The organism is Arminella tubonensis (assembly GCF_003240585.1).
In the GTDB taxonomy this organism is placed as follows: Bacteria; Pseudomonadota; Alphaproteobacteria; order Rhizobiales; family Rhizobiaceae; genus Rhizobium; species Rhizobium tubonense.
This window is the reverse complement of record NZ_PCDP01000026.1, coordinates 1-23117: the sequence shown is the minus strand read 5'-3', so window position 1 is coordinate 23117 and position 23117 is coordinate 1. Positions and strand designations below refer to the sequence as shown.

Here is a 23117-nt window from a genome sequence, read left to right as displayed (position 1 = left end):
GCCGGTCATGCTACCTTCAATTTCCATGATGAAAAGGGCCCTTCTTCACAAGGATATGCCGCCATGCGCGACGGTCAGGAACTGGGCGCGGTCGCCCAGCGCTGAAAACATCGCCCTGTCCGTGCCGGTCATGAAGGCCTGACCGCCAAGCCCGTCGACGAGGTCGAACAGCGCGGCGCGGCGACCTTCGTCGAGATGCGCGGCGATCTCGTCCAGCAGCAGGATCGGCGCGTGGCCGGTCAGATTGCCGACGAGCCTCGCGTGGGCAAGCACAAGGCCCACCAGCAGCGCCTTTTGTTCGCCTGTCGAGCAACGCTCTGCCTCCATCTCCTTCTCGCGGTGCCGTACCAGAAGATCGGCGCGATGCGGACCGTCCAGCGTGCGGCCGGCAGCGGCGTCGCGGTATCGCCCATCTCTCAGCATCCCGGAATATTGGTCTTCCAGGTCCACGGCTGCGCGGTCGAATTGGTCGTCCAGGAAACCCGAGAGCTTGAGGGAGGCGGAGGGAAAGGGTGTTTCCTCGCCGCTCTCCTCGATCAGGCGCGATAGAAGCCCGAGCATTTCCTGGCGGGCAAGGGCCATGGCGATGCCGAGGCTTGCCATCTGCTCCTCGATGCCGGAAAGCCATGCCGGATCGAACCGTCCTTCGGACAAAAGCTTGTTGCGGCCGCGCATGGCGCGTTCGAAATCGCTGGCGCGACGTCCATGCGCGGGATCGAGCGACAGCACCAGCCGGTCGAGAAACCGGCGTCGGTCGGAAGAACCTCCGGTAAAAAGCCCGTCCATGGCGGGCGTCAACCAGAGGACACGGAGATGGTCGGTGAGCTCGTCGGCCGTCTTGGCAGTCGTTCCATTGATTCGTAGCCGCCGCGCCGCAGTCTCGTCTGTCGTGTCGACGCCGGTGCCGATTTCCACGTCGCCCTGCATTCCATCGATCCTCGTGAAGATCGAGAAGCCGTTCGTCGCGCCGACCCGGGTGACATCCGCATACGCCGCACGGCGCAGGCCCCGGCCGGGCGACAGAAACGACACCGCCTCCATGAGATTGGTCTTGCCGGCACCGTTGTCTCCGGTCAGCACGACATGCCGGTCGTCCAGCTCCAGTGCCGCCACCGCGTAATTGCGGAAGTCGGTAAGCTTCAGGAGAGACAGGGAAACCTTGCGGGGCATGATGATCCAGACCAGAATGAAGCGTGAGAGCTAAGCCCAACGGACTGCGATGGCAAGCCTGCCCGGCGATCGGGCGGTCGCAGCTGTCCTGGGTGAGAGACTCGTGTCCCGTTTGCGCATCGACTTTCGGCCACGCGATGGAATCCATCCGTGTTTTGAGAATGAGATCGGCCGGGACACATCGAATGCCCTGGGTGTTGAATAGTTTAAGTGACACTCGATGTGCCCCGTTCGGTGGTTTTTATCCACAACTGCAGATCCTCTGGGAGATGGCGAGGTTGTCGCCATCCCGTATGTGCCAATGCAGGGCACGCCCCGCCCTGTTTCAGGCGGGAGGGGATCGTTTTCTGCGGACCCATCCTGAAGCGCCCCGCGTCAAGGCCACCCCAGAAAGCACCGGCCCCACCTCGCCGGCAACGCAGACCGGTGTATCCGAGGGTGGAACGCGGAGAGTATAGGCACGGGCGGAGGGAACGGGGAAAACGGCGATGTGATTCCCTTGAAAAGATTGACGGACGGAGCCACAACGCCCTCCTCTGTCAGCTGCGCTGACATCTCCCCCACGGGTGGGGAGATTGGAGGATGCCGCGCCCTCGGCATATTGATCTCCCCCCTTGTGGGGGAGATGTCGGCCAGGCCGACAGAGGGGGGGTAACTAGGCGAAAGTTGAATGACCTGACCCATCCCCCCGAATCAGATCGATAGATTCAGCGTCTGCTCCCGCTCGATATAGGCGCGCTGCTTGTCGGTTATGTAGTCGCGGACGATCGGGGCAGCGTCGCGGGTGCGTGACAGCTGCATGTGGAAGACCAGCTGGCTGCCGGTGCGGAACATCATCTCGGCGCTGATCAGGTAGAATTCCCACATGCGGGCGAAGCGTTCGTCGTAAAGGGCGATCACCGCGTCGCGGTTCTTTTCGAAGCGCTCGGCCCAGTGCTGCAGCGTCGTTGCATAGTGGACACGCAGGAATTCGAGGTCGGTGACCCACAGGCTGTTGCGCTCGACCACCTCGAAGACTTCCGAAAGGGCCGGTGAATAGGCGCCGGGGAAAATGTATTTTCTAAGCCATGGGCTTGCCATGCCGGGAGGGCTCATATGGCCGATCGAGTGCAGCACGGCCAACCCGTCATCGGCCATCAGCGAGTTCACCTTGGAGAAGAATTCGTCATAGTGGTGGACGCCGACATGTTCGAACATGCCGACCGAGACGATCCGGTCGAACGGCCCGGTGACGTCACGATAGTCGCGGAGCTCGAATTTCACCCGCTCGGAAAGCCCCGCCTTCTGCGCCCGCTCCGACGCCAATGCCTGCTGCTCCTTGGAGAGCGTCACGCCGAGAACTTCGACATTTTCGAGCGCTGCGAGATAAAGCGCCAGGTCGCCCCAGCCGCAGCCGATATCCAGCACCTTCATCCCGGCCTCGAGGCCGAGCTTGCTTGCGAGGAGCCGGAGCTTGTTGCGCTGCGCCTGCTCCAGCGTCTCTCCCGGCCTGCGGAAATAGGCGCAGGAATAGAGCATGTTGTCGTCGAGGAAGAGCTTGTAGAAATCATTGCCGAGGTCGTAGTGATGCGCGACGTTCTGCTGGGCCTGGCCCTTGCGGTTCGACTGCTGGCTCTTGCGAAAGCGCATCTTGATCGAACGCAGGATCTTCTGGATCGGATAGGAGCCGAGCGACAGGCGGTTCACCGAAAACAGCGTCAGGAAATCGCGGAGCGTCGAGCCCTCCTCGAAGCGCATCGTCCCGTCCATGTAGGCTTCGCCGGCTGCAAGCTCTGCGTTGAAGACCAGCGTCCGGTACAGCTTCTTGTCGGTCAGCCGCATCGTTACTTCCGGACCCGGCGTGCCGACGAATTCATGCCGCTTTCCGTCGGCGTCGATGACCGTAAGGCGGCCCTTGCGTATGAAGGATTTCATCATATGAGAAAGCGGAAACATGCGGCATCTTTCGTAATGGGAGACGCCTCTGGAACGGCGCCCGAACACAATCGCCGTATCCTATCATCGGCTTATCGCAAAACGCGAGACATATCGACGTCCCGCCGAGGAGCTTCCAATCTTATCAATGCAACCTTGCCGCATTGTTCGATGTCCCCTGCTTGCGGGCAAACGGAATGCAGACAAGGGCTGCAATCGTCAAAATAGCGATCATCGCCCAGGCCTCGTTGATCGCTTGCGTCAAGGCCGCCTTCTCGACCAGCGGCTGGAGCATCGCCATGGTGTCCGCATCGATCGGCCCTGGCGGCCGTGCCGCGAACATGCCGAGCGGGATGCCGACGAACTTCGCGGTCTCGACATTTCCGGCCGACAGTTTGTCGACGATAGTCCGGCCGAGTACCGGCGAGCGGCTGTAGATCACGGTGTCGATCAGGGCGATGCCGATGGCGCCGCCAAGGTTGCGCATAAGGTTGAAAAGACCGCTGGCATCCGGCACGCGCGCTTCGGTAAGGCTGCCGAGAGCGAGCCGCGTCGGCGGCAGCAGGCAGAACATGATCGCGAGCCCGCGTATCACCTGCGGCCAGACCATTTCCGCATAATCGGTCTCCGGTGTCTGAAGCGCGCTGAGCCCGAGGCCGACGGCAAAGAAGGCAAAGCCCGCGGCCGAGAGAAGCCTGGCATTGACGCGCTGCTCGAGCGCGACGGCAATAGGCGCCGTCAATAGCTGTGCCAGCCCGGTCACCAGCATGACGGTGCCGATCTCGAGCGCGTTATGCTCACGAACAAAAGCCAGGAACACCGGCATCAGATAGACGGAGCCGAACAGGCCGATCCCTAGCGTGAAGCTCAGGATGCAGCCGATGGTGAAGTTGCGGTCGGCAAAATTGGTGAGATCGACGACAGGACTGTCGGCGCGAAGCGTCTTTCCGGCAAAGCCCGCGGCGCTGGCGATGCTCAGAACCAGCAATCCGAGAACGAGCCCCGAGTTCCAGCCGCGCTCCGGCGCCTCTTTCAGGGCAATCTCGAGTGCCGCGAGTGCGATCGTCATCATGCCGAGCGACAGGAAGTCGAGTTTGCGGCCTTCGCTCAATTGCATTGCCGCTCTCGGCAGCTGGCTCCAGGCGAAGATTGCCGAAGCGATGCCCGGGATGACATTGATGAGGAACAGCCAGTGCCAGGAATAGGTCTCGGTGATCCAGCCGCCGACGATCGGGCCGACCGTCGGAGCAAGGACGGCAAGCACGCCCGCGAGCGTCGTGGCTACGCCCTGCTGCCTCACGGGGAACAGGATGAACACCGCCGAAAAGACGGCGGGAATGAGCGTGCCGCCGGAGAAACCCTGGAGAACCCTCCAGCAGATCAGTTCCGCAAAGCCGCTGCTGATGGCGCAGCCGACCGACGCCAGCGTGAAGATCGAAATGGCAATGACAAACAGGCGGCGCATGCCGAGTAGCCGCGTCAGGAAGCCGGTCAGCGGAATGGCGACGATCTCGGCGATCAGGTAGGCCGTCTGTATCCAGCTCATCTGATCCGGCGGGATGTCGAGCGCACCCTGGATCGTCGGCAGCGACGTCGCCACCACCTGCACGTCGAGGATGGCCATGAACATGCCGACGCACATGGCGATGAAGCCGGCCCAGATACCGAAGGCAGGCGGCTTCTGCGCGAATTCATCAGACATTGCAGGGCGCTCCCGGAATCATGTTGGGCAGACTAGCATTACGTCACGGCCGATTGCTTCCAATAAAAAAGCCGGAGTGTTTCCACTCCGGCTCTCAAATTCCGATGTCGCCGCCATCAATCGCTGAGGGTATCGAAGAAATCCTTCATGCGGGCGAAGAACCCGGTCGATTCCGGATTATTGTCCTTGGAGGAAATCTGTTCGAATTCCTGCAGCAGCTCGCGCTGCCGCTTTGTCAGTTTCTGCGGTGTTTCGATCTGGATCTGGATGTAGAGATCGCCGATCTGTGCCGAACGAAGAACCGGCATGCCCTTCGCCTTGAGGCGGAACTGCTTGCCGACCTGTGTCCCCTCGGGAACGCTGACGCGCGATTTCGTGCCGTCGAGGGTGGCAACGTCGAAGGTGCCGCCGAGCGCTGCCGTCGTCATCGAGATCGGGACTGCGCAATAAAGGTCTGCACCGTCGCGCTGGAAGAACTCGTGCGGCTTTACCGTCAGGAAGATATAGAGATCGCCCGCCGGTCCGCCGCGTGTTCCAGCTTCGCCCTCGCCCTGAAGGCGGATGCGCGTGCCGTCCTCGATGCCTGCCGGGATGTTGACGGAGAGCGAGCGCTCCTCGGTGACGCGACCCTGGCCGTGGCATTTGCTGCACGGGTCGGGAATGATCTGGCCGCGGCCGTGGCAGGTCGGGCAGGTCCGCTCGATCGAGAAAAAGCCCTGGGCAGCGCGCACGCGGCCGGAGCCCTGGCAGGTGGCGCAGGCTTTGGGCTGTGTGCCGGGCTTTGCGCCCGATCCCGAACAGACGTCGCAGGTGATCGACGTCGGCACGCGGATCTGCGCGGTCTTGCCGGCAAAGGATTCCTCGAGCGAGATTTCCATGTTGTAGCGAAGATCGGCGCCGCGTTCGCGCCCGCCGGAGGAACGCGCGCGTCCCCGTCCGCCACCCATCATCTCGCCGAAGATGTCTTCGAAAATATCCGAGAAGCCGCCGGCTCCGCCGCCGCCGAAGCCGCCTGCGTTGCCCATGCCGCCATGTTCGAATGCCGCATGTCCGTAACGATCGTAGGCTGCCCGCTTCTGCGGGTCCTTGAGCGTTTCGTAAGCTTCGTTGATTTCCTTGAACTTACGCTCGGCGTCGTGATCATCTGGGTTCTTATCCGGATGAAACTTCATCGCCAGCTTACGGAAAGCGACCTTGAGGTCTTTCTCATCCGCTGTCCGGGCGACACCCAGTGTTTCGTAATAGTCTGCTTTTGCCATGCAGGAATAGACCCCGGAAATGGATTTCCGGCTGCCTGAGGCAGCCGGATCTGAGTTTCCGCAAAACCGTTTCGCGGTTCGCGCTTATGCAGACCGCTTGCGGTCGTCCTCGTCCTTGATCTCTTCGTAGTCGGCATCGACGACGTGGTCGTCATGGCCTTCTGCGGAGGCGCCGGCTGCAGGACCCTCAGCCTGCTGGGCTTCGTAGATCGCCTGGCCAAGCTTCATGGAAACTTCCATGAGGGTCTGGGTCTTCGCCTTGATGTCTTCGGCATCCGGATCAGAGGCGTCCGATGCTGCCTTCAGGGCCGTGATCGCATCGGAAATCGCCGTGCGGTCGGCCTCGGAAACCTTGTCGCCGTAATCCTTCAGCGACTTCTCGCTGGAGTGGATCAGGCTTTCAGCCTGGTTCCGGGCTTCGACACCCTCGCGACGCTTCTTGTCTTCGGCAGCATGTGCCTCGGCATCCTTCACCATCTTCTCGATGTCGCCATCGGAAAGACCGCCGGATGCCTGGATGCGAATCTGCTGTTCCTTGCCGGTGCCCTTGTCCTTGGCCGAAACCTGGACGATGCCGTTGGCGTCGATATCGAAGGTGACTTCGATCTGCGGTACGCCGCGCGGTGACGGCGGCAGGCCGACGAGGTCGAACTGGCCGAGCAGTTTGTTATCCTGCGCCATTTCGCGTTCGCCCTGGGAAACGCGGATCGTCACGGCCTGCTGATTGTCATCGGCCGTCGAGAAGGTCTGCGACTTCTTCGTCGGGATCGTTGTGTTGCGTTCGATCAGGCGGGTGAAGACACCGCCGAGCGTTTCGATGCCGAGCGACAGCGGGGTAACGTCGAGGAGCAGAACGTCCTTGACGTCGCCCTGCAGAACGCCGGCCTGAATAGCAGCGCCCAAGGCAACCACTTCATCCGGGTTGACGCCCTTGTGCGGCTCCTTGCCGAACAGCTGCTTGACGACTTCCTGCACCTTCGGCATGCGGCTCATGCCGCCGACGAGCACGACTTCGTCGATCTCGGCCGCGGTGACGCCGGCATCCTTGAGGGCTGCCTTGCAAGGCGCGATCGTGCGCTGGACCAGATCGTCGACCAGGCTCTCGAGCTTGGAGCGGGTAAGCTTCAGCGTCAGATGCTTCGGGCCGGTGGCATCGGCAGTGATGAACGGCAGGTTGATTTCGGTCTGCTGTGCGGAGGACAGCTCGATCTTGGCCTTTTCAGCGGCTTCCTTGAGGCGCTGCAGGGCAAGCTTGTCGCCCTTGAGGTCGATACCGTTGTCGCGCTTGAATTCGGCGACCAGATATTCGACGAGGCGCATGTCGAAGTCTTCACCACCGAGGAAGGTATCGCCGTTGGTCGACTTCACTTCGAAGACGCCGTCGCCGATTTCGAGGATGGAGATATCGAAGGTACCGCCGCCAAGGTCGTAGACGGCAATGGTCTTGCCTTCCTTCTTGTCGAGGCCATAGGCGAGCGCTGCGGCAGTCGGCTCGTTGATGATGCGGAGAACTTCAAGACCGGCGATGCGGCCGGCATCCTTGGTTGCCTGGCGCTGCGCGTCGTTGAAGTAGGCCGGAACGGTGATGACGGCCTTTTCGACCTTTTCGCCGAGATAGGCTTCCGCGGTTTCCTTCATCTTCTGAAGGATCATTGCGGAGATCTGCGCAGGCGAATAGCCCTTGCCATTGGCTTCGACCCAGGCGTCGCCATTGTCGCCCTTGACGATATTGAAGGGAACGAGATGCTTGTCCTTCTCGACGGTCGGGTCTTCGTAGCGGCGGCCGATCAGGCGCTTGACTGCAAACAGGGTGTTCGTTGGGTTGGTGACCGCCTGGCGCTTGGCCGGCTGGCCGACAAGGCGTTCGCCATCGTCGGTAAATGCCACCATGGAAGGTGTGGTGCGTGCGCCTTCAGCGTTTTCAATAACCTTTGCATCCTTGCCGTCCATGACGGCGACGCAGGAATTCGTCGTTCCAAGGTCGATACCAATTACTTTTGCCATGTCATTCTCTCCTTGAAGCAAGCTGTCGAAACCCCGGTCAGGCATTCCATTGACAGCCCCTTACGGGATGGTCTTGAGGATTGCGCAGTCATGACTGCGGTGATGTCGGGTATATAAGTAGCGATTTTACGGACTGCAAGGCAGTAAATGAGCCAGAATCCAGCAAAACAAGTGCTTTGCCCCTTAAAATTCAATTCGCCGGAAGGTTGCTTCAGGCGTTCTGAAGAGAACGGATTCCGATATCAGACCAGCCTTGCGCCGGGCATGCAAGAGCCAATGCGAAAAAGGCGCTTCAAAGCCTTTTGTTTGTCGCATTTCCTCGATCGGGGAACCGGTATCCACTTTCTCGGAAAATACTCTATCGCCCCATGATCAGGTCGAGAAGCGTCGTCCTTCGCGGCCGCGTCGAGGGTGGCTGGTCTCCGACATCAGCCGGCGGCACCATGCCCTGCGACGCGTATGGGTTGTTGTCGTCGCCGGGTGCCGGCGGCGGCATGTCGACCGGTTCTTCGGCAGGAACCACTTGGCCGGCTGCCGCCGGTGTCCGAACCTGGGCCTGCGGCTGCGGCGTCGCCGTTGCGGACCCGCCATCGCCGCCGAGGACGCCGGAAATGATGCTGCTGATCGTCGTCTGGTCGCCCGAAGGAGCCCCGGCCTGCGCCACCGGCATACCATTGTCGATGATCCTGCCATCGCCGAACAGGGGTGTCGGCGTCAGGCCCTTGTGGGCGGCAATCATGAATTCCTTCCAGGCTTTGGCCGGCAGGCCGCCGCCTGTCACTTTCTTCATCGATTTGCCGTCGTCATTGCCGAACCAGACACCTGTGGTCAGATTGCTGGTGAAGCCGATGAAGAGGGCGTCGCGGAAGGACTGCGTCGTTCCCGACTTACCGGCCGCCTGCCAGCCGGGGATGCGGGCGGACTTGCCCGTGCCGAAGGTCATCACGCCTTCCATCATCGAATTCATGTTGGTAACGACCGTCTCGCTCAGCACGCGCGGCGGATCGCTGTAATTCGCCTGGTAGAGCACCTTTCCGGCTGCTGTCGTCACCTTGGTGATGACATGCGGCGTTGCCTTGTAGCCGCCGTTCATGAAGGCCGCATAGGAAGAGGTCAGCTCCAGAAGCGAGACTTCCGAAGTGCCGAGCGCGATCGAGGCATTGTCCTGCAGCTCGGATTCGATGCCGAGCCGATGCGCAAGCTTGATCACCTGCGGTGGTCCGACTTCCATGACCAGCTGCGCGGCAATGGTGTTCAGCGAATGGGCAAGCGCTGTCGCCAGCGTCACCACGCCGTTATATTTCTGCTCGTAGTTTTCAGGCGTCCAGTTGCCGATCTTCACCGGCGCGTCGTTGCGCACCGAGGTCGGCGTCAGCCCCATCTCCATCGCGGCCGCATAGACGAATGGCTTGAACGCCGAGCCAGGCTGGCGCTTTGCGGTGACCGCGCGGTTGAACTGGCTTTCGGCATAGTCCCGGCCGCCGACCAGCGCGCGGATCGCGCCGTTGCCGTCGACCGACACCAGCGAGGCCTGCGATGCCGCAAGCTTCCTTCCATCGCGATCGAGCACGTCGGAAAGCGAATCCTCGGCCTTCTTTTCCAGCGCCATGTCAACAGTGGTCTCGACGACGAGGTCCTCCTTGACGTCCCCGATCAGGCCCGGCAGCTGATCCATCACCATGTCGGCGACGTAGTTCTGCGCGCCGTTCCAATAGCTCTTCGCCCTCGTCGGCGGTTGCGACATCGCCGTCTTGATGTCGGCATCGCTGATGTAGCCCTGGTCGCGCATTGCCTGCAGCACGATCTCGGCGCGCGCCTGCGCGGCGGCCGGATCGCGAACCGGCGACAGCTTCGACGGCGCCTTGACAAGCCCAGCGAGCATTGCCGCCTCGCCAAGGTTCACGTCGCGCGCCGACTTGTTGAAATAACGCCGCGAGGCGGCCTCGACGCCAAAGGCATTCGAGCCGAAGAAAACACGATTGAGATACATCGCAAGGATCTGGTCCTTGGTATATTTGTGCTCCAGCCAGAGGGCGAGCAGCACCTCCTGCACCTTCCGTTCCAGCGTCCGGTCCGGCGAAAGAAACAGGTTCTTTGCGAGCTGCTGCGTCAGCGTCGAGCCACCCTGCACCGTGTGGCCGGTGACGACGTTGGTGACGAGCGCGCGGGCAAGGCCGATCGGGTCGACGCCGAAATGCGAATAGAAGCGGCGGTCCTCGATGGCGACGATCGCCTCCGGAATGAACGGCGACATATCCTGCAGTGCCAAGGCCTCGCCGCCGGTCGCACCGCGATTGGCAAGTGCCGAGCCGTCCATGGCGTTGATCTTGACGTTCGGAGGCCTTGCCGGAATTTCCCAGGTGCTGGCACTCGGCATGCGCGATCCATAATAAAGGACCAGACCGCCGACCCCGACGCCGACCCAGATCGACAATACGAGGCACCAGTAGACCAGCGATCGAATGGCACCAAAAAAGCCGCGGCCTTCCGGTTTCTGCCGTTTTCCGCGTCGCCTCGAGCCTCGTCCCTTGGCAGATTTTGACCTGTTCGAGCGCGTAGCGGGTCGCCCGCTGATGCGATCGCCGGCATCGACCGTCACTTCGTCATCGCCGCGCCCATCCGTGCCCGCGAAAGAGGGTTCTATCCTCTGGCCTGATCTGTTCTTGCCTGCCATTGCGGACCGGTCGTACCCCCGATGGTTCCAGCGGAATAGTCTATCCGGCACCCATGCCGTCGCCTCGAAAAATCCGGCCTCTCAACAAAAAGCCGCGACGACCCCACCGTCCGCGTGAACTGTAAATGCGGCGATTTAAGGTGTGGTTAAGAGCGGGTTTCGCAAAAGCGTGCCCACTGCTTTGCCGCGCGGCGAGCTGCATTCCCCCGAGACTTCGGCTCAGCTTTCCTTATGTCGCGGGCATTCGCCTTGTAACGGTTTGAAACTCTTTATGATCCGTCTTGTAACGGTCCGTAACTTTTTATGATCCGCCAAATCCATAAGGTTATCGACAAACGCGATTGCTTTATTAGATACCGTTGCATTAGGTTCACATTCGCTTTGGCTTCGCCCGGCGGGTAACCGGCGTCGCACGAATGATAATTTTGCCCGGACCTCAAAGTCCACGGATACTTGCGGAGAAAGCATGTCGGATGATGTTGCGCGTATATTTGTCGGTTTCGATTCAAAGGAAGTCGTTGCCTATCATGTTCTTTCGCAGAGCATAATCGAGCATTCATCCATCCCGGTGGTCTTTTCGCCTATCGTTCTCGACAACCTCAAGGGCGTCTTCACCCGTGAACGAAACCCGCTGCAATCCACCGAGTTTTCCTTCTCGCGCTTCCTGGTTCCCTACCTCAGCAACTACGAGGGATGGAGCATCTTCATGGATTGCGACATGCTTGCGCGCGCCGATATCGCCGAGCTCTGGAAGCTTCGTGACGATCGTTATGCGGCGATGTGCGTGAAGCACGACTACCAGCCCAAGGTCGAGACGAAGTTCCTCGGACAGACGCAGACCAAGTACGAAAAGAAGAACTGGTCGAGCTTCATCCTTTTCAACAACGCCAAGTGCCGGGCCCTGACCAAGGACTACGTCAACACCGCCACCGGGCTGCAGTTGCACCAGTTCAAGTGGTTGGAAAGCGAAGACCAGATCGGCGAGTTGCCGGTGACGTGGAATTACCTCGTCAACGAATACGAATACCGCGCCGACGCCAAGAACGTCCACTTCACAGATGGCGGTCCGTATTTCGACGAGTATCGCAACGATGATTATGCAGACGAATGGTTCGCCATGCGTGAGCGCATGCTCTTCGTTCAGCAGAAATAGACTGCAATGGGACATGACATGGCGGCGGGTTCGCTGACCGATTTTGGGGTGCCGCCCGTCGCTGGCGCTACCTCGGGCTTGACGGCTACGCAGGATTGGCGAGCGATCTTTGCTGCCTTCTCGCATATCGTCCTCGTTGCAAACAGCGACGAGGTCCGGATCGACGAGCTTCAGGATGCCTTCCCGGAAAGCGCGCTATTCGTCTTTTTCAACAAGGTCTACAAGGTGCTCGATCGGCCGTTCACGGGCAATGCGCTGCTGATTTCGCGCGGCGGCCCGAGGGGCGCCAACATCGTCTATCGTCGCGAGGTTGGCGAGGTCGTCAAGTTCTTCCCCAAGGATCGCTTTCTTGGGATCATGAACCTTCGGATCCATGCGGACGAAAAGCTAAACACGGCCGCCGACTACGAGAACAATCCGACTGGCCATCTCGATCTGGTCGGTTTCTGCGGCGATTTCTACCCGGAAGACAAATTGCCGACTTCCGGCTTTGCCATGGCACTGTGGCTCAGCGATCTCGGCCTGCCTGGATCTATCGTGCTGGCCGGCTTCTCGGCACGGCGGAGCGCAAAGTGGAAGGTCGTTTCCGTTCACGACTGGACGTTCGAACAGGTCTTCCTGCGCCTCTTCGCACAGCTTGGCAAAATCTCCGTTCACGGCGGCGTCGCCAGGAATTCCTACGCGGCGCTGGCGAAACGCTTTCCAGACATCCCTTCGTCCGAAATCTCGCTTGCCATCGCGGATGTTCTCTCCGAACGGCTCGGCAACGCAAATGCGGAAATCGACAAGTTGATTTCCCTGACGAATTTCATTCGAGCCTTTGACGATTTTGCCCGACGCCTGAAACCAAAGATGTTCAAGCGACGTTAGGCCATCGGGATGGGAGCAAAATCCATCCGCGAAGCGGCAAGCGCCGCTCGACTGATAACCAATCTCGGGCTTCAAAGGAAAGCCGAGCGCTGAGTGGGGGAATGAACGCATGGCAGGGTCGCTTCTGGACCTGAGGAAATTGCTCTACCGAAAGGTGAAGTATCGGCTATGCAAGCCCGAGCCGCCCACGCTTCCCGTGCCTTTCGATGGTCCTGTGCTGGTCGTAGGTTCAGCGCCTGTATCCAACAAACCGCTAGATTTCGACGCCAGCTTCCGGGTGATCACGATCAACGGCTCGCAGGCGGCGACGGCCGCCTGGGGCATTGCGGCACCCGATGTAACCCTGGTGCAGTTCAACCAGATCGAGGGCACCAACACCAACGCCGTCCATGTTCGAAGGGTGCTAACCGGCCAGAAAACCGGGCGACTCTATGTCTTGCTCTGGCGGAAGGAAGAACGGCAGCGCTTGATCGAAGGTCTCAAGGCGTTCGACTATCGATACGCGGAGCTGGAGATCGTCGATCGCTACGAGCGGATGGCTCTCCTCGACAAGGTCGTCGGCCTGAAATCCTTTGAGCTCGACGCCGATTCGAAATGTTCGAACGGCATCAATGCCGTACTTTTCGCGCTCTACAACGGCGCCGCTGCGGTCATCATAACAGGTATCAATCCTGCTTCCGGCGGCCATAGCTACAACCAGGCAAATCTAGTGCGCCAGCATGTCCAGATGGACCAGCAGGTGCTGCAACGATTGTTGCATCTGGGCTATCCGCTTTACACCTCAGACCCGGCCGTTTCGGATGCGATCGGAATACCCTTGTGGAAAGGGATCGCGGCGATCCGGACACTGGACGCAGACGGGTCTCGTCGCGCGGTCGATCAAAACGGCTGAGCTGTCCCTGGGGTGTCCGACCCGGAACCAATTCTTGACGATGTCGTTTCCTCGCAAAGGAGATCGATCATGTCCAATGGAGATCCTGTTCCACAGCCCGACACGGAGCGCCCGCGCAGCCCGCCGCTTACTTCAGGTCTTCCGGATCGTGGCCAGGAAGAGCCGCCGGTTCCGCCTATCATAAAGCCGAGCGACGACGTCAACCCGAACGACCCTCCGCTGCCGCAGGCAAATCCTTGAGGCACGAGGGCCGCCATTGTCCGGCGGTTGCCCGGGCATCGGACAAAAATCGTCGATCTATCGGAAGGCCGCAAGCTTGAAACTTTCCGACGCTCCAGATAGTTCTTGCGCGCTTGGCTGCCACTGGACGGCACTTCGAGGAAAGAGATATGACGGAAGAAGATCCGAAACAGGAACATTCTGATTTCGCAGGTGAGTTCACTGAAGATGGAGTGACGGTTCTCGTCGACATTTTTCGTCCCGCCGGCAGCACCGGAGGCTGGTCGCTCGAGGTTATTGACCAGGACGAAGGCCTGACTGTGTGGGAAGAGCTGTTTGCGACAGACCGGGAAGCCTACGAGGAATTTCTCGCGACGGTCGAGCGAGATGGTATCAGATCTTTTCTGGAAGAACCGGAAACGCCGCTGCATTGACCGGGGCGTCGGTCGTAGAACGCGTAGGGAATACCATTTGAAAAACGTGGAAGATCTGATTTCGTCCGCCGGCAGTATCCACGCGCGCTACAATGCGGGGCGCATGGAGCGTGAGACGGTTCGGGAATGGGTGCTGGGTCTCAGCGAATATCCTCAGCCCTACGCGGCCAATATCCGCGAGGCCGCCGAGTGGTTCAGGATATTGCATCGTACTGATATCGCGCCTGACGAACTGAAGGTCGGCGATCTCGATCGACTGAAGGCGATTTTCAAACCGTAGCTGCCGTCAGCCAATTGTAGCGGGCAGCGCGCGGCCGAAAAGTAAGGAGCCCCGGACCGGGGCTCCAAAATCTTTGGACCGAAATTCTTAGAACTGAATCGTCACACCGCTGCGGCTGTGGTGATAGCGGTCTCGGTCCCGGTCGTGGTATCGATCCCAATCCCGGGAATGACGCCGATCCCGATCCCACCGTTCGCGATGCCAGTCGCTTCGCTCTCTATAGTGACGGTGTTTCCACTCGTCGTCGTAGCGTCCCGAGTATTGATTGTTTCCCGAACCATGGCGCTGAACCTGGATGATCTGGGTATCCCCAGTGCCGTCGAGGGGGGAAAGGGGAAGCGCAGAAGCGGACCCGGCAACGTAGAACACCGAGCCTGCGATCAGCGACGCGGTCAATGCAATTTTGTGAACAAATTTCAATTTATTTACTCCTTCGTTAGCACAAATTTCTATGCGCTATGGCTGATAAACGTGCCAAGGCGTATTCTGTTCCTCGCAACATCCGTTTCACGATCTTGTCACTTGCCGCTCCGACCCTAGCTATCAACTGCAATAGGACTTACCATCCCGTTGTGTCGGCACGCCCCAGCCTTTCGCGCTATGTTGGCGAAGCCAAGAGAGCTTGGAAAAATATGGCGACAACCCGAAACCTGCTGGCGTTTATGTGTATCCTGGGTCTCGCCGGCTGCAGCCAGACGTCGGAGCCGTTGCAGCCGATCCCCGGCAGCATAACCTACGGCGGTCAACCGCGAACGAAGCTCCTGCTGTCGCCAATCGGTAGTCGGCTGCGGCATGACTTCGTCGACCAGCTGGGGAGGAATGTGTACGAGACCTATATTCTTCAGCCGGATCGCAGCCTGAAGCTGGTCAGCAGGGAATATGCCACGCCGCCATTTTGAAATTCGGTCGCGCCGCTGCGTCTGCCGATGGAACTATCTTTTCAGACCCGCGCATCCAAAAGCGGTGTCGCGCGTTATCACGCATCTGCAAGGGAGAATGAAATGATCAACGCAACTCAGATTAAAGAGCATGCAAATGTCATCGGCGCCGATGGCGTGCATCTTGGAACGGTTGACCACGTCGAGGGCGGCCGCATCAAGCTGACGAAAAGGGATAGCGGCGAGGGATTGCACAAGGGCCACCATCACTTCATTTCCCTCGGCCTGGTGGCTGAAATCGAAGGCAACGATGTCCGACTGTCGGCAAACGCCGACGTCGCACTGACGTTCGAGGAAGAGGAAGATGGCAAAGCGGCCGATTAGTGGCTGGGTAGCCTTGCTTGTCAAAGCCTGAAATCAAAGCGGCCGTCGCCGTGGAAATCGGGCGGCCGTTTGTGCGCTGCGGCAAAAACGGTATCTTTCGAGCTTGATATGTCCTATTTCTCCCGCTGTGTCGGCTCTCGACAGGGTCCCGTTCGTTCCGGTATCGGTAGGATATATATTATGAATATTGCAAAGAATGCTTTTCTGGCCGTGCTATGCGCCTCTGCGGTGGCAATGGTTGGCGCTGCGCCTGCAGCGGCGGCCTCCTCCGGCATGCGCCCGGCGACCAAGGCGGAAATAGTTGCACATCTCGGCCCCAATGCTGTCGGGACAGTGAAGCCGAATGGGTTTACCTACAAGGCAGGCAGCGCAAAGGGATACAAGGTCACCAACGGCCAGATTTGCATTCGATCGCCGGAAGGTAGCACACGCTGTGCTTCCATCGTCACGAACGGAACCACGTTCCAAATGATAGCGGCCGACGGCGCTCGCTCGAATTTCTAGCTCGCGACCGCCGAGCCGGACCCGCCCGGTCCGGAACTTCGCCCAAGCTGCAACGTTCTACTGACAGTAAAGAGTCAGGAGGACCACTCATGCTGGAGCGAATGGAGCTATGGCTCCTTGATCAGCTGGATTATTTTTACGGTCTTGAGCGCTTGGCGTTGCGCGCAGGGCTTTCTCCCGTTGACGCCAAACGCGTCGCACTGGACCATCATCGGTAGCGATCAATTTCCATTTGCCCATATTTCCGTAAGAGCGGATTGAGGTTATAGTGGTGATGCTGTCTGGAAGGACGGCGTCCCAATTGGGACAACGTGTGGAGGAGAGACATTCATGCGGCATATCAAGTGGAGCAATCCGATCGAAGTCGGTTTCGCCCAAGGCGGCGCCAAAACAGTAACCGGTCCCTCTGAGGCGCTACGTTGCCTTTCCGAGATGTGGCCGGATCGCCGGGGTCCGCTTTATGTGGCGGCCAGGAGTGTTTGCCGTGCGGCCATGGATGGTCGTCGATCCGCCGAAGAGGCTCGCGAGATGTTCATCTCTGCGACGCAGGAAGCGCATCTGACGACGCACTAAAGGCGCGCACGGAGATAGCCACGCCGTTGCCGCAGCCGGCCTATTTGATGGGCTGGCCTTGAAAATATGATTTTGCGTACCATATTCCTGTCAAGTCATGCAGCCACCGAACATGAGTTGTCGCGATTGACGCGACATGATGATGTTCCGAGTGATGTGCAGAAGCGTTAACCCAGTGTTAACCTTTCGCTATCATTCTTGCTGCAGTTCCGCTTTCCCTTTGACCACGGATGTACTGGCACTGATGTGAGGGCGGATGACGAAAGGCCGGGTTATTCCGGCCTTTTTGTTTATCTGGATATGCATGGCGCCTCGCTCTGAGCGGGGCGCCTTTTTTGTTTGTTTCCTACAGGCCCAAAACAAAAACGCCGCGAACGATGTCGCGGCGTTTTTGATTCTTCCGGCAGTGACGCCGGGCTACCCTTGTTAGTTTGCCTTGGAGGCAACCTTGACGGGCTTTGCTGCATCCGGGCTGGCTGCAACGTAGCCGGCGCCGATCGCGACGTTCAGGGCGACATAGTCGGTCGCGCTCTGCTGAACAGCCTGGGCCAGGCTTTCCTGCGCGTCCGTCACCGATCGCTGTGCATCCAGTACGTCGAGCAGCGAGGAGGCGCCGTCCTTGTAGCTGGCGGTCGAGAGCTCGAGCGCTTCCTGATAGGACTTGACCTGCGCGCGCAGCGCCGCAACCGTCTGGGCGTCACGGCTGACGGCCGACAAGGCGTTTTCAACCTGTTCCACAGCCGTCAGTACGGTCTGCTTCCAGTTGAGATACTGGCCGCGAGCGTTCGATTCAGCGATCTTGACGTTGGCGCGCAGCAGACCACCGTCGAAAATAGGCAGGCTGATCTGAGGACCGAAGGACCACGTTGTCAGTCCGCCATGGCCGAGCGACGTATGAACGTAGGAGGGCGAGATGGCGCCGCTGAGCGAGAGCGTCGGGTAGAGCTGCGCCTCGGCGACACCGATCGAGGCCGTTGCTGCAGCGAGTTCACGCTCGGCCTTGCGGATATCGGGACGGTTGCGGATGAGATCTGCTGGAACGCCGGTGCTGACGCTGCCGCGGAATACTGGCTGCGTGGTGCCCTTCTGCATGTCGGCGATAACAGTCGCCGGCGGCACGTTGAGGAGCGTGGCGATATGATGCACGGCCTGGCGGAAGCTGATCTCGAGACCTGGGATCTCGGACAGTGTCGAATTGACAAGACCTTCGGCCTGAACCACGTCGAGGCGTGAAGCAGCGCCGGCGTCGAGCTGGAACTTCGTCAGCTCAAGTGTTTCGCGGCGAGACTTGAGGTTCTCCCGCGCAATGGAAATGCGAGCCTGAAAATATCGGCCGTTGATGTAGCTGTTGACCAGATCCTGCAGGTAGGCAAGACGCGTGACGTCCACAGTCGCATATGCTGCGTCCAATGAATCGAGCGCGCTTTCTCGGGCGCGACGATATTGGCCGAAAAGGTCGAGCAGCCATGAGGCGGTCGCGCTGCCCCCGGTGGTGTTCTGCGTCGAAGTCTGCGTGCGCAGATTGCCCATCTGGCCACTTGTCGTATGGGAAGCGCCGACAAGCAGGCTGGGGAGCGATCCCGCGCCGGCAACGGTGACATTCGACTGTGCCGCATTGGTGGCTTCGATCGACTGCATGATCTGCACGCTTTGTGCGAGGCCCGTACTAACGAAACCCTCGAGACGCTGGTCTCTAAATGCCGTCCACCAGGCCGTGCTGGCGACGTCTCCGGTGGCCTTCACGCCGCCTTCCGAGAATTTGGCAGGCAACGGCATTTCCGGTGGCTTATGATCCGGCCCACTAACGCAGCCTGCAAGGATAAGCAGCAGGGCAGGGGCGGCTGTACGAATGGACACCATCACTTTTTTCCCACAATTCTAAACACATCATCAGTATGTTAACGAAGTCGTTATGACTTCGTGTCACGAACACGCCAATCCGCAAGTGGTGCAGATCGTCCGACGCAGTCGCGGCAATCTAGCAACCAGTTTCGCAATAGCACAGTGCCTTTCGCAATTTGATCCGGCCGTTTGGGGGCTGCATAGGGGCAAATGGCGTTTGCGGATAACGAATTTTAGCAAGTGTTGCAAAAAGCATACCTCTGGCGACTACGAATCCGGCGAAATGCTCGCCCTCGATTCGCTGTCCGAGCCGGTTTGACCGGGGATGGAAGCCGATAAATTTTAGCTAACCCTACGTCAGCTCTCAGGAAAATATGAACTGAGGCTTGCGCGAACCCGGTCGCGCGGCGTGTCGCCACGGTCGTCGGGAATGAAACTGGTCGCGGTGATCGCTTCAAACGCTGCGATGTAAACTTTCGACGTTTGCTCGATGAGTTCGAGCGGAATCTCGGGTATTGCGTCCTTGTAGGGATCGCAGCGCGCCGCGACCCAGGCGCGCACGAAGTCCTTGTCGAAGCTCGCCGGTCGCTCGCCTCGCTCATAGCTTGCCTGGTAGCCGTCGGCCAGCCAATAGCGGCTGCTGTCAGGCGTATGGATCTCGTCGGCGAGAATGATGGCGCCGGTTTCGTCGGTGCCGAATTCATATTTGGTGTCGACAAGGATCAGTCCGCGGGCAAGCGCCATTTCCTGGCCGCGTTTGAACAGCGCGAACGCGTAGTCCGACAGGGTCTGCCATTGCGCCGCCGTCAACAGCCCGCGCTCGATGATCTCGCCTGGCGTCAGCGGCTCGTCGTGACCTCCGTCGAATTCCTTGCTGGTCGGGGTAATGATCGGCTGCGGCAATATCTGGTTGTCGCGCATGCCGTCCGGAAGTCGCATGCCGTACATTTCCCGTTGACCCTTCTTGTAAAGCGTCAGGATCGAGGTTCCGGTCGTGCCGGCAAGATAGCCGCGCACAACGATCTCGACAGGCAGGATATCGAGACGCTTGCCGATGACGACGTTCGGGTCCGGATATTCAAGAACATGGTTCGGGCAGATATCCTTCGTCGCCTCGAACCAATAGCGCGCGGTCTGGGTCAGCACCTGCCCCTTGTAGGGAATGCAGGTGAGGATGCGATCGAAGGCGCTGAGCCTGTCGGTGCTGATGATGATGCGGCGCCCATCCGGCAGGTCATAATTCTCGCGCACCTTGCCGCCGTAGTAATTGGGCAGTTCCTCAAAATAAGCTTCGGAGAGAATTCGCAACGCATTCACCAATCTGGCACCAATCTGGCTTTCGCACCCGGGTCGATGGGCGCTTCTATTGCCGACCCTTAATTTGCTGACCGCCGATGTCAAGCAAGCATCGTGCGGCCTTGGCGCCTCCCTGCGAATACGCGGCGCTCTATGTGCGCTCCGGTTGCCAACCACCATTTGGCGATCGCCGCAGGATCGGCGTCGAAAATACCCCAACGATCCGGTCTATCCACGTGACGTCGAAGGCGCCGACCCGCTGCCGCCAGCGATCGGATTGCAGCATGGCAGCGCCTATGACGACGGGTTCGATGCCGCAGGCAGTCATCAATTCCAGGCTCGAGACGATGGAGGCGCCGCTGGAGATGACATCGTCGATCAGCGCCACCCGCCGGCCCGCAAGCAACGGCAGCATGCGAGGGTCTATATATAGTCTCTTTTGCTGGGTCGGCGTGGTGATCGAGGAGAGTGGCACCGAGAGCTCCTCGCGATACCAGAATTTGCGCGATGTCCCGAACGGCACATAGCGGTCGTGCCCGAGTTTTTGGGCAACGGCGCTTGCAAGCGTCAGGCCGAGCGTCGGCAGGCCGGCAACCACCTCGATTTCCAGGGCGGATATCTGTTTCGCAAGGACAGAAGCCAATTCATCCACGACGGAGAAGCTTGCCTGATTGATGATCAGTGAAGCCAGCGCCCGATCTCCCTCGGCAAGAACCCGGATCGGCAATCGCAGTTGCCGCCCGTCGTCAAATTCCGCCACATAGAAGTCAAAGAAATCGCCGCCCGTCGTGAAATGTCCGGCCGGATGGATCTCTTGCCAGAAATCATGGGGCTGCAAGGCGTTCAAATTGTCTGGCATCTAGTTCCGCTTCAACTTTTCCACACCGGTCTTCTGCCGCAAAAGCCGGACCTCGGTCTCGCTCAGCGAACGAACAGCGCCCTTTGCCAGGTCGCCGAGCACCAGGTCGGCGATTGCCACCCGCACAAGCCTGAGACATTCGACGTCGAGCGCCTCCAGCATCCGGCGAATCTGCCGGTTGCGGCCCTCTTTGAGCTCGACTTCGATCCAGGCATTGCGATCGCCGCTCCGCAGCAGGCGCGCGGACGTCGCGGTCAGGAGCTCGCCGTCATCCATAATCCCCGTCGTCATTCGTGAGAGAAGCGTGGGATCCATGATCCGGTCGACCTGCACATGATATGTCTTGGTGACATGGGTGATCGGATCGAGCAGCGCCTGCGCCAGTATCGTGTCGTTGGTGAAGAGAAGCATCCCTTCGCTTGCCTTGTCCAACCGCCCAACCGGTGAGATATGCGGTCCGTCGAAGGTCTTGAGGCAATCATATACGGTCGGCCGACCCTCGGGGTCGTGACGCGTCGTCACCAGCCCGCGGGGTTTGTTCAACATCAGGTAGAGCTTCTTTTCCTCGGCGATCGGTGCGCCGTCGACGGCGATCATGGCAAGGTCGAGATCGACCCAGGTGGCAGGATCCGTCGTCTTCCGCCCGTCGACGCTGACGCGTCCCTCGGCGATCAGCGCTTCGGCTTGCGTTCGCGAACAATAACCAAGCTTCGACAATGCACGCGAAAGGGTCGCGCGCCTGCCGCCCGGCTCATCGCGGCCTCTCGTGGCTCTGTGTGCGTTCTGCGCAGGACGCCGCTGGTTCACTCGCTATTCCCGCTTGCCCCAGAAAAGATGCTCCCGATCCTTTCGCACGCCTTTTCGCATATCGCAAATCACGGCCGCTGAAATAAGCAGGTTTGCCGCTGAGCACACTAAAACGAACAGCAGCAGTCAAGTCCTTCGAGCAAGGACCACCATCGCGCCGCACCGGTTGTGCCAAGCGCCCGCTGGTTGTGCCAATCTGCCCTCAGTTTAGCAGGAAGCTCGCAAGTTCCTGTCGATTGAGCGCAACACCGGCGGCCGCCTTAACGGGGTCCGGATGGGTATAGCTAAGGTCGGGAATGTCAGGCAGTTCGAGCGCTTGGCGCATGCTCATGATACCAACGGCGCGGCTCACGCCGGCGCGGTTGACGCTGACTTCGACGATACACTCCGGTCTCGTGATATTCATTGTTTTCCTCCCAGCTCTTATGCCCCTTATTACGCCCCCGAAATCTTGGTTTTTGTGAGACATATATAGAGCGCGCCGTCGCGGAAAACAGCGAAAGCCCACCACTAAGGCGGGCTCAATGAGAAGTAGGTTGCCGGCGGCCATAGGCCAGCCGACATAGAGTGCCCTATCGCCACCAGTTTCGCGGTTGCGGCTGAGAATTTCCGCCGAGCAGATAGCCGGCAAGGAAACCGATCGCGCCGACCAGCACCAGCGCCGTCGTCGTGGCGGCTGCGTTCTCCCGCGCAGCGTCGGCGGCGGCGACGCTGCCGGCCTTGATTTGCGCAACCGCGGTCTTCGCCCTCGGCGCTGCATCGTCGTAGATCTTGCCGGCGCGGTCCCTGAGCTCATAATAGGCTTCGGTGCCCTGAGCGGAAATCATCTTCTGCAGGCGCGACACCTCCTGTTGAAGCGCTGCAACGTCCTTGCTCATCGAATTCCTGATGTCGTCGGTGTTGGTAGCCATGGTGATCTCCTTAGTATGGTTCCCCGAGAGAACACCGCGATACGGGTTTCGGTTCCAATTTTTCGATGGTTTTCGCCCCGAAAGCCCGCGCCGCTGCCGTCGTCCCCTGGCCGCGGCCGGTATTTGGGGCCTTTTACTGCGGGACAGAATGGCGAAATCCGACAATCGTCAGTGAATGCGATGTGACACATCTGCGGCGGACAGCGATTTTTGACCATCTGGACAATATTTTAACGAGCAAGCGGCAGCCTCCTCGCGGGTTGGCTCCAAAGCTCCCCGTCGATCATCGTAAAAAGATAACAAAAACAGTCTGTTACAAAATTGTCAAAAAACTTGTGATTGGGTGTGTTGACTAGTTCTGTGGGTAGGGTCTATAAGCCCGATCACTGACGAGGGCGGCGGCGCTGCTGGCGACGAACTGCTTCGTTCTAGGGTTTCTTGAGAAACTGATGGACGGGACTGGGGTGATTTGCTGGAAGGCGGTTGTCTCGT

23 protein-coding genes are annotated in these 23117 nt (G+C 59.7%); 10 read left to right on the top strand and 13 right to left on the bottom strand.

All coding sequences use genetic code 11. From position 1 onward, the window contains the following. Window positions 1–45: 45 nt before the first annotated feature. The 6 genes from recF to CPY51_RS07750 form a co-directional block, all read right to left on the bottom strand. Entirely contained in the window at window positions 46–1170 is a 1125-nt protein-coding gene (gene recF / locus CPY51_RS07775) for a DNA replication/repair protein RecF (protein WP_111159705.1), read from the bottom strand. 693 nt (window positions 1171–1863) lie between these two features. Then, window positions 1864–3105: an SAM-dependent methyltransferase gene (locus tag CPY51_RS07770; RefSeq protein WP_111159704.1), complete on the bottom strand. Its 1242-nt coding sequence runs from the start codon at window positions 3103–3105 to the stop codon at window positions 1864–1866. A gap of 124 nt (window positions 3106–3229) precedes the next feature. Next, entirely contained in the window at window positions 3230–4786 is a 1557-nt protein-coding gene (locus CPY51_RS07765; protein WP_111159703.1) for a DHA2 family efflux MFS transporter permease subunit, read from the bottom strand. A gap of 116 nt (window positions 4787–4902) precedes the next feature. Beyond that, window positions 4903–6045 carry a molecular chaperone DnaJ gene (gene dnaJ, locus CPY51_RS07760; RefSeq protein ID WP_111159702.1) on the bottom strand — a complete coding sequence of 381 codons (1143 nt, stop codon included), beginning with the start codon at window positions 6043–6045 and terminating at the stop codon, window positions 4903–4905. Between the two features lie 84 nt (window positions 6046–6129). Next, the gene (gene dnaK / locus CPY51_RS07755) at window positions 6130–8049 is read right to left on the bottom strand and encodes a molecular chaperone DnaK (protein ID WP_111159701.1); all 1920 of its coding nucleotides are present in this window, start codon (window positions 8047–8049) and stop codon (window positions 6130–6132) included. Between the two features lie 358 nt (window positions 8050–8407). Then, window positions 8408–10723, bottom strand: a complete 2316-nt coding sequence (locus CPY51_RS07750; RefSeq protein WP_111159700.1) for a transglycosylase domain-containing protein — start codon at window positions 10721–10723, stop codon at window positions 8408–8410. 466 nt (window positions 10724–11189) lie between these two features. On the opposite strand from CPY51_RS07750, the gene CPY51_RS07745 reads away from it, so the two are divergent. The 6 genes from CPY51_RS07745 (at window position 11190) to CPY51_RS07725 (ending at window position 14571) form a co-directional block, all read left to right on the top strand. Continuing rightward, entirely contained in the window at window positions 11190–11876 is a 687-nt protein-coding gene (locus CPY51_RS07745) for a glycosyltransferase family protein (protein ID WP_111159699.1), read from the top strand. Between the two features lie 18 nt (window positions 11877–11894). Next, on the top strand, window positions 11895–12746 hold the full coding sequence (locus tag CPY51_RS07740) for a 3-deoxy-manno-octulosonate cytidylyltransferase (RefSeq protein WP_111159698.1): 852 nt from the start codon (window positions 11895–11897) through the stop codon (window positions 12744–12746). Window positions 12747–12855: 109 nt separating this feature from the next. After that, window positions 12856–13638: a membrane-anchored protein gene (locus tag CPY51_RS07735; RefSeq protein WP_111159697.1), complete on the top strand. Its 783-nt coding sequence runs from the start codon at window positions 12856–12858 to the stop codon at window positions 13636–13638. Between the two features lie 69 nt (window positions 13639–13707). Beyond that, complete coding sequence (locus tag CPY51_RS32775; RefSeq protein WP_195909467.1) at window positions 13708–13878, top strand: hypothetical protein; 171 nt, start codon at window positions 13708–13710, stop codon at window positions 13876–13878. 149 nt (window positions 13879–14027) lie between these two features. After that, window positions 14028–14291 (top strand): hypothetical protein, encoded by a 264-nt coding sequence (locus CPY51_RS07730; RefSeq protein WP_111159696.1) that lies wholly within the window; start codon window positions 14028–14030, stop codon window positions 14289–14291. 37 nt (window positions 14292–14328) lie between these two features. Then, complete coding sequence (locus CPY51_RS07725) at window positions 14329–14571, top strand: hypothetical protein (protein WP_111159695.1); 243 nt, start codon at window positions 14329–14331, stop codon at window positions 14569–14571. An 87-nt stretch (window positions 14572–14658) separates the two neighbouring features. Here the strand turns inward: CPY51_RS07725 and CPY51_RS32240 are convergent, their stop codons facing one another. Beyond that, window positions 14659–14991, bottom strand: a complete 333-nt coding sequence (locus CPY51_RS32240; RefSeq protein WP_146260094.1) for a hypothetical protein — start codon at window positions 14989–14991, stop codon at window positions 14659–14661. 212 nt (window positions 14992–15203) lie between these two features. Between CPY51_RS32240 and CPY51_RS07715 the strand changes: the two genes are divergently transcribed. From CPY51_RS07715 to CPY51_RS07700, 4 genes are all read left to right on the top strand, one after another. After that, window positions 15204–15470 (top strand): hypothetical protein, encoded by a 267-nt coding sequence (locus CPY51_RS07715; RefSeq protein WP_111159693.1) that lies wholly within the window; start codon window positions 15204–15206, stop codon window positions 15468–15470. A 102-nt stretch (window positions 15471–15572) separates the two neighbouring features. After that, complete coding sequence (locus CPY51_RS07710; protein WP_111159692.1) at window positions 15573–15833, top strand: DUF2171 domain-containing protein; 261 nt, start codon at window positions 15573–15575, stop codon at window positions 15831–15833. Window positions 15834–16013: 180 nt separating this feature from the next. After that, on the top strand, window positions 16014–16337 hold the full coding sequence (locus CPY51_RS07705; RefSeq protein ID WP_111159691.1) for a hypothetical protein: 324 nt from the start codon (window positions 16014–16016) through the stop codon (window positions 16335–16337). A 330-nt stretch (window positions 16338–16667) separates the two neighbouring features. Next, window positions 16668–16910 (top strand): DUF982 domain-containing protein, encoded by a 243-nt coding sequence (locus tag CPY51_RS07700; RefSeq protein WP_111159690.1) that lies wholly within the window; start codon window positions 16668–16670, stop codon window positions 16908–16910. A 426-nt stretch (window positions 16911–17336) separates the two neighbouring features. On the opposite strand, the gene CPY51_RS07695 is transcribed toward CPY51_RS07700, so the two are convergent. The 6 genes from CPY51_RS07695 to CPY51_RS07670 all read right to left on the bottom strand — a co-directional run bounded on the left by CPY51_RS07695 (window position 17337) and on the right by CPY51_RS07670 (window position 22625). After that, window positions 17337–18770 carry an efflux transporter outer membrane subunit gene (locus CPY51_RS07695; RefSeq protein WP_111159689.1) on the bottom strand — a complete coding sequence of 478 codons (1434 nt, stop codon included), beginning with the start codon at window positions 18768–18770 and terminating at the stop codon, window positions 17337–17339. Between the two features lie 339 nt (window positions 18771–19109). After that, window positions 19110–20060: a phosphoribosylaminoimidazolesuccinocarboxamide synthase gene (locus tag CPY51_RS07690; protein ID WP_111159759.1), complete on the bottom strand. Its 951-nt coding sequence runs from the start codon at window positions 20058–20060 to the stop codon at window positions 19110–19112. Window positions 20061–20199: 139 nt separating this feature from the next. After that, window positions 20200–20907 carry a phosphoribosyltransferase gene (locus tag CPY51_RS07685; RefSeq protein WP_195909466.1) on the bottom strand — a complete coding sequence of 236 codons (708 nt, stop codon included), beginning with the start codon at window positions 20905–20907 and terminating at the stop codon, window positions 20200–20202. Next, window positions 20908–21714 carry a pseudouridine synthase gene (locus CPY51_RS07680; RefSeq protein ID WP_111159688.1) on the bottom strand — a complete coding sequence of 269 codons (807 nt, stop codon included), beginning with the start codon at window positions 21712–21714 and terminating at the stop codon, window positions 20908–20910. Window positions 21715–21916: 202 nt separating this feature from the next. Further along, complete coding sequence (locus CPY51_RS07675; RefSeq protein WP_111159687.1) at window positions 21917–22120, bottom strand: hypothetical protein; 204 nt, start codon at window positions 22118–22120, stop codon at window positions 21917–21919. A 166-nt stretch (window positions 22121–22286) separates the two neighbouring features. Beyond that, complete coding sequence (locus tag CPY51_RS07670) at window positions 22287–22625, bottom strand: hypothetical protein (RefSeq protein ID WP_111159686.1); 339 nt, start codon at window positions 22623–22625, stop codon at window positions 22287–22289. Window positions 22626–23117: the final 492 nt, after the last annotated feature.

Coding starts and splice junctions, on each gene's coding strand:
- CPY51_RS07700 (WP_111159690.1), top strand. CDS start 16,668: ATGCGGCATATCAAGTGGAGCAATCCGATCGAAGTCGGTTTCGCCCAA.
- CPY51_RS07715 (WP_111159693.1), top strand. CDS start 15,204: ATGGCGACAACCCGAAACCTGCTGGCGTTTATGTGTATCCTGGGTCTC.
- CPY51_RS07770 (WP_111159704.1), bottom strand. CDS start 3,105: ATGTTTCCGCTTTCTCATATGATGAAATCCTTCATACGCAAGGGCCGC.
- recF (WP_111159705.1), bottom strand. CDS start 1,170: ATGCCCCGCAAGGTTTCCCTGTCTCTCCTGAAGCTTACCGACTTCCGC.
- CPY51_RS07735 (WP_111159697.1), top strand. CDS start 12,856: ATGGCAGGGTCGCTTCTGGACCTGAGGAAATTGCTCTACCGAAAGGTG.
- CPY51_RS07705 (WP_111159691.1), top strand. CDS start 16,014: ATGAATATTGCAAAGAATGCTTTTCTGGCCGTGCTATGCGCCTCTGCG.
- CPY51_RS07670 (WP_111159686.1), bottom strand. CDS start 22,625: ATGGCTACCAACACCGACGACATCAGGAATTCGATGAGCAAGGACGTT.
- CPY51_RS07750 (WP_111159700.1), bottom strand. CDS start 10,723: ATGGCAGGCAAGAACAGATCAGGCCAGAGGATAGAACCCTCTTTCGCG.
- dnaJ (WP_111159702.1), bottom strand. CDS start 6,045: ATGGCAAAAGCAGACTATTACGAAACACTGGGTGTCGCCCGGACAGCG.
- CPY51_RS07685 (WP_195909466.1), bottom strand. CDS start 20,907: ATGCCAGACAATTTGAACGCCTTGCAGCCCCATGATTTCTGGCAAGAG.
- CPY51_RS32775 (WP_195909467.1), top strand. CDS start 13,708: ATGTCCAATGGAGATCCTGTTCCACAGCCCGACACGGAGCGCCCGCGC.
- CPY51_RS07745 (WP_111159699.1), top strand. CDS start 11,190: ATGTCGGATGATGTTGCGCGTATATTTGTCGGTTTCGATTCAAAGGAA.
- CPY51_RS07740 (WP_111159698.1), top strand. CDS start 11,895: ATGGCGGCGGGTTCGCTGACCGATTTTGGGGTGCCGCCCGTCGCTGGC.
- dnaK (WP_111159701.1), bottom strand. CDS start 8,049: ATGGCAAAAGTAATTGGTATCGACCTTGGAACGACGAATTCCTGCGTC.
- CPY51_RS07765 (WP_111159703.1), bottom strand. CDS start 4,786: ATGTCTGATGAATTCGCGCAGAAGCCGCCTGCCTTCGGTATCTGGGCC.
- CPY51_RS07730 (WP_111159696.1), top strand. CDS start 14,028: ATGACGGAAGAAGATCCGAAACAGGAACATTCTGATTTCGCAGGTGAG.
- CPY51_RS07710 (WP_111159692.1), top strand. CDS start 15,573: ATGATCAACGCAACTCAGATTAAAGAGCATGCAAATGTCATCGGCGCC.
- CPY51_RS07675 (WP_111159687.1), bottom strand. CDS start 22,120: ATGAATATCACGAGACCGGAGTGTATCGTCGAAGTCAGCGTCAACCGC.
- CPY51_RS07695 (WP_111159689.1), bottom strand. CDS start 18,770: ATGGTGTCCATTCGTACAGCCGCCCCTGCCCTGCTGCTTATCCTTGCA.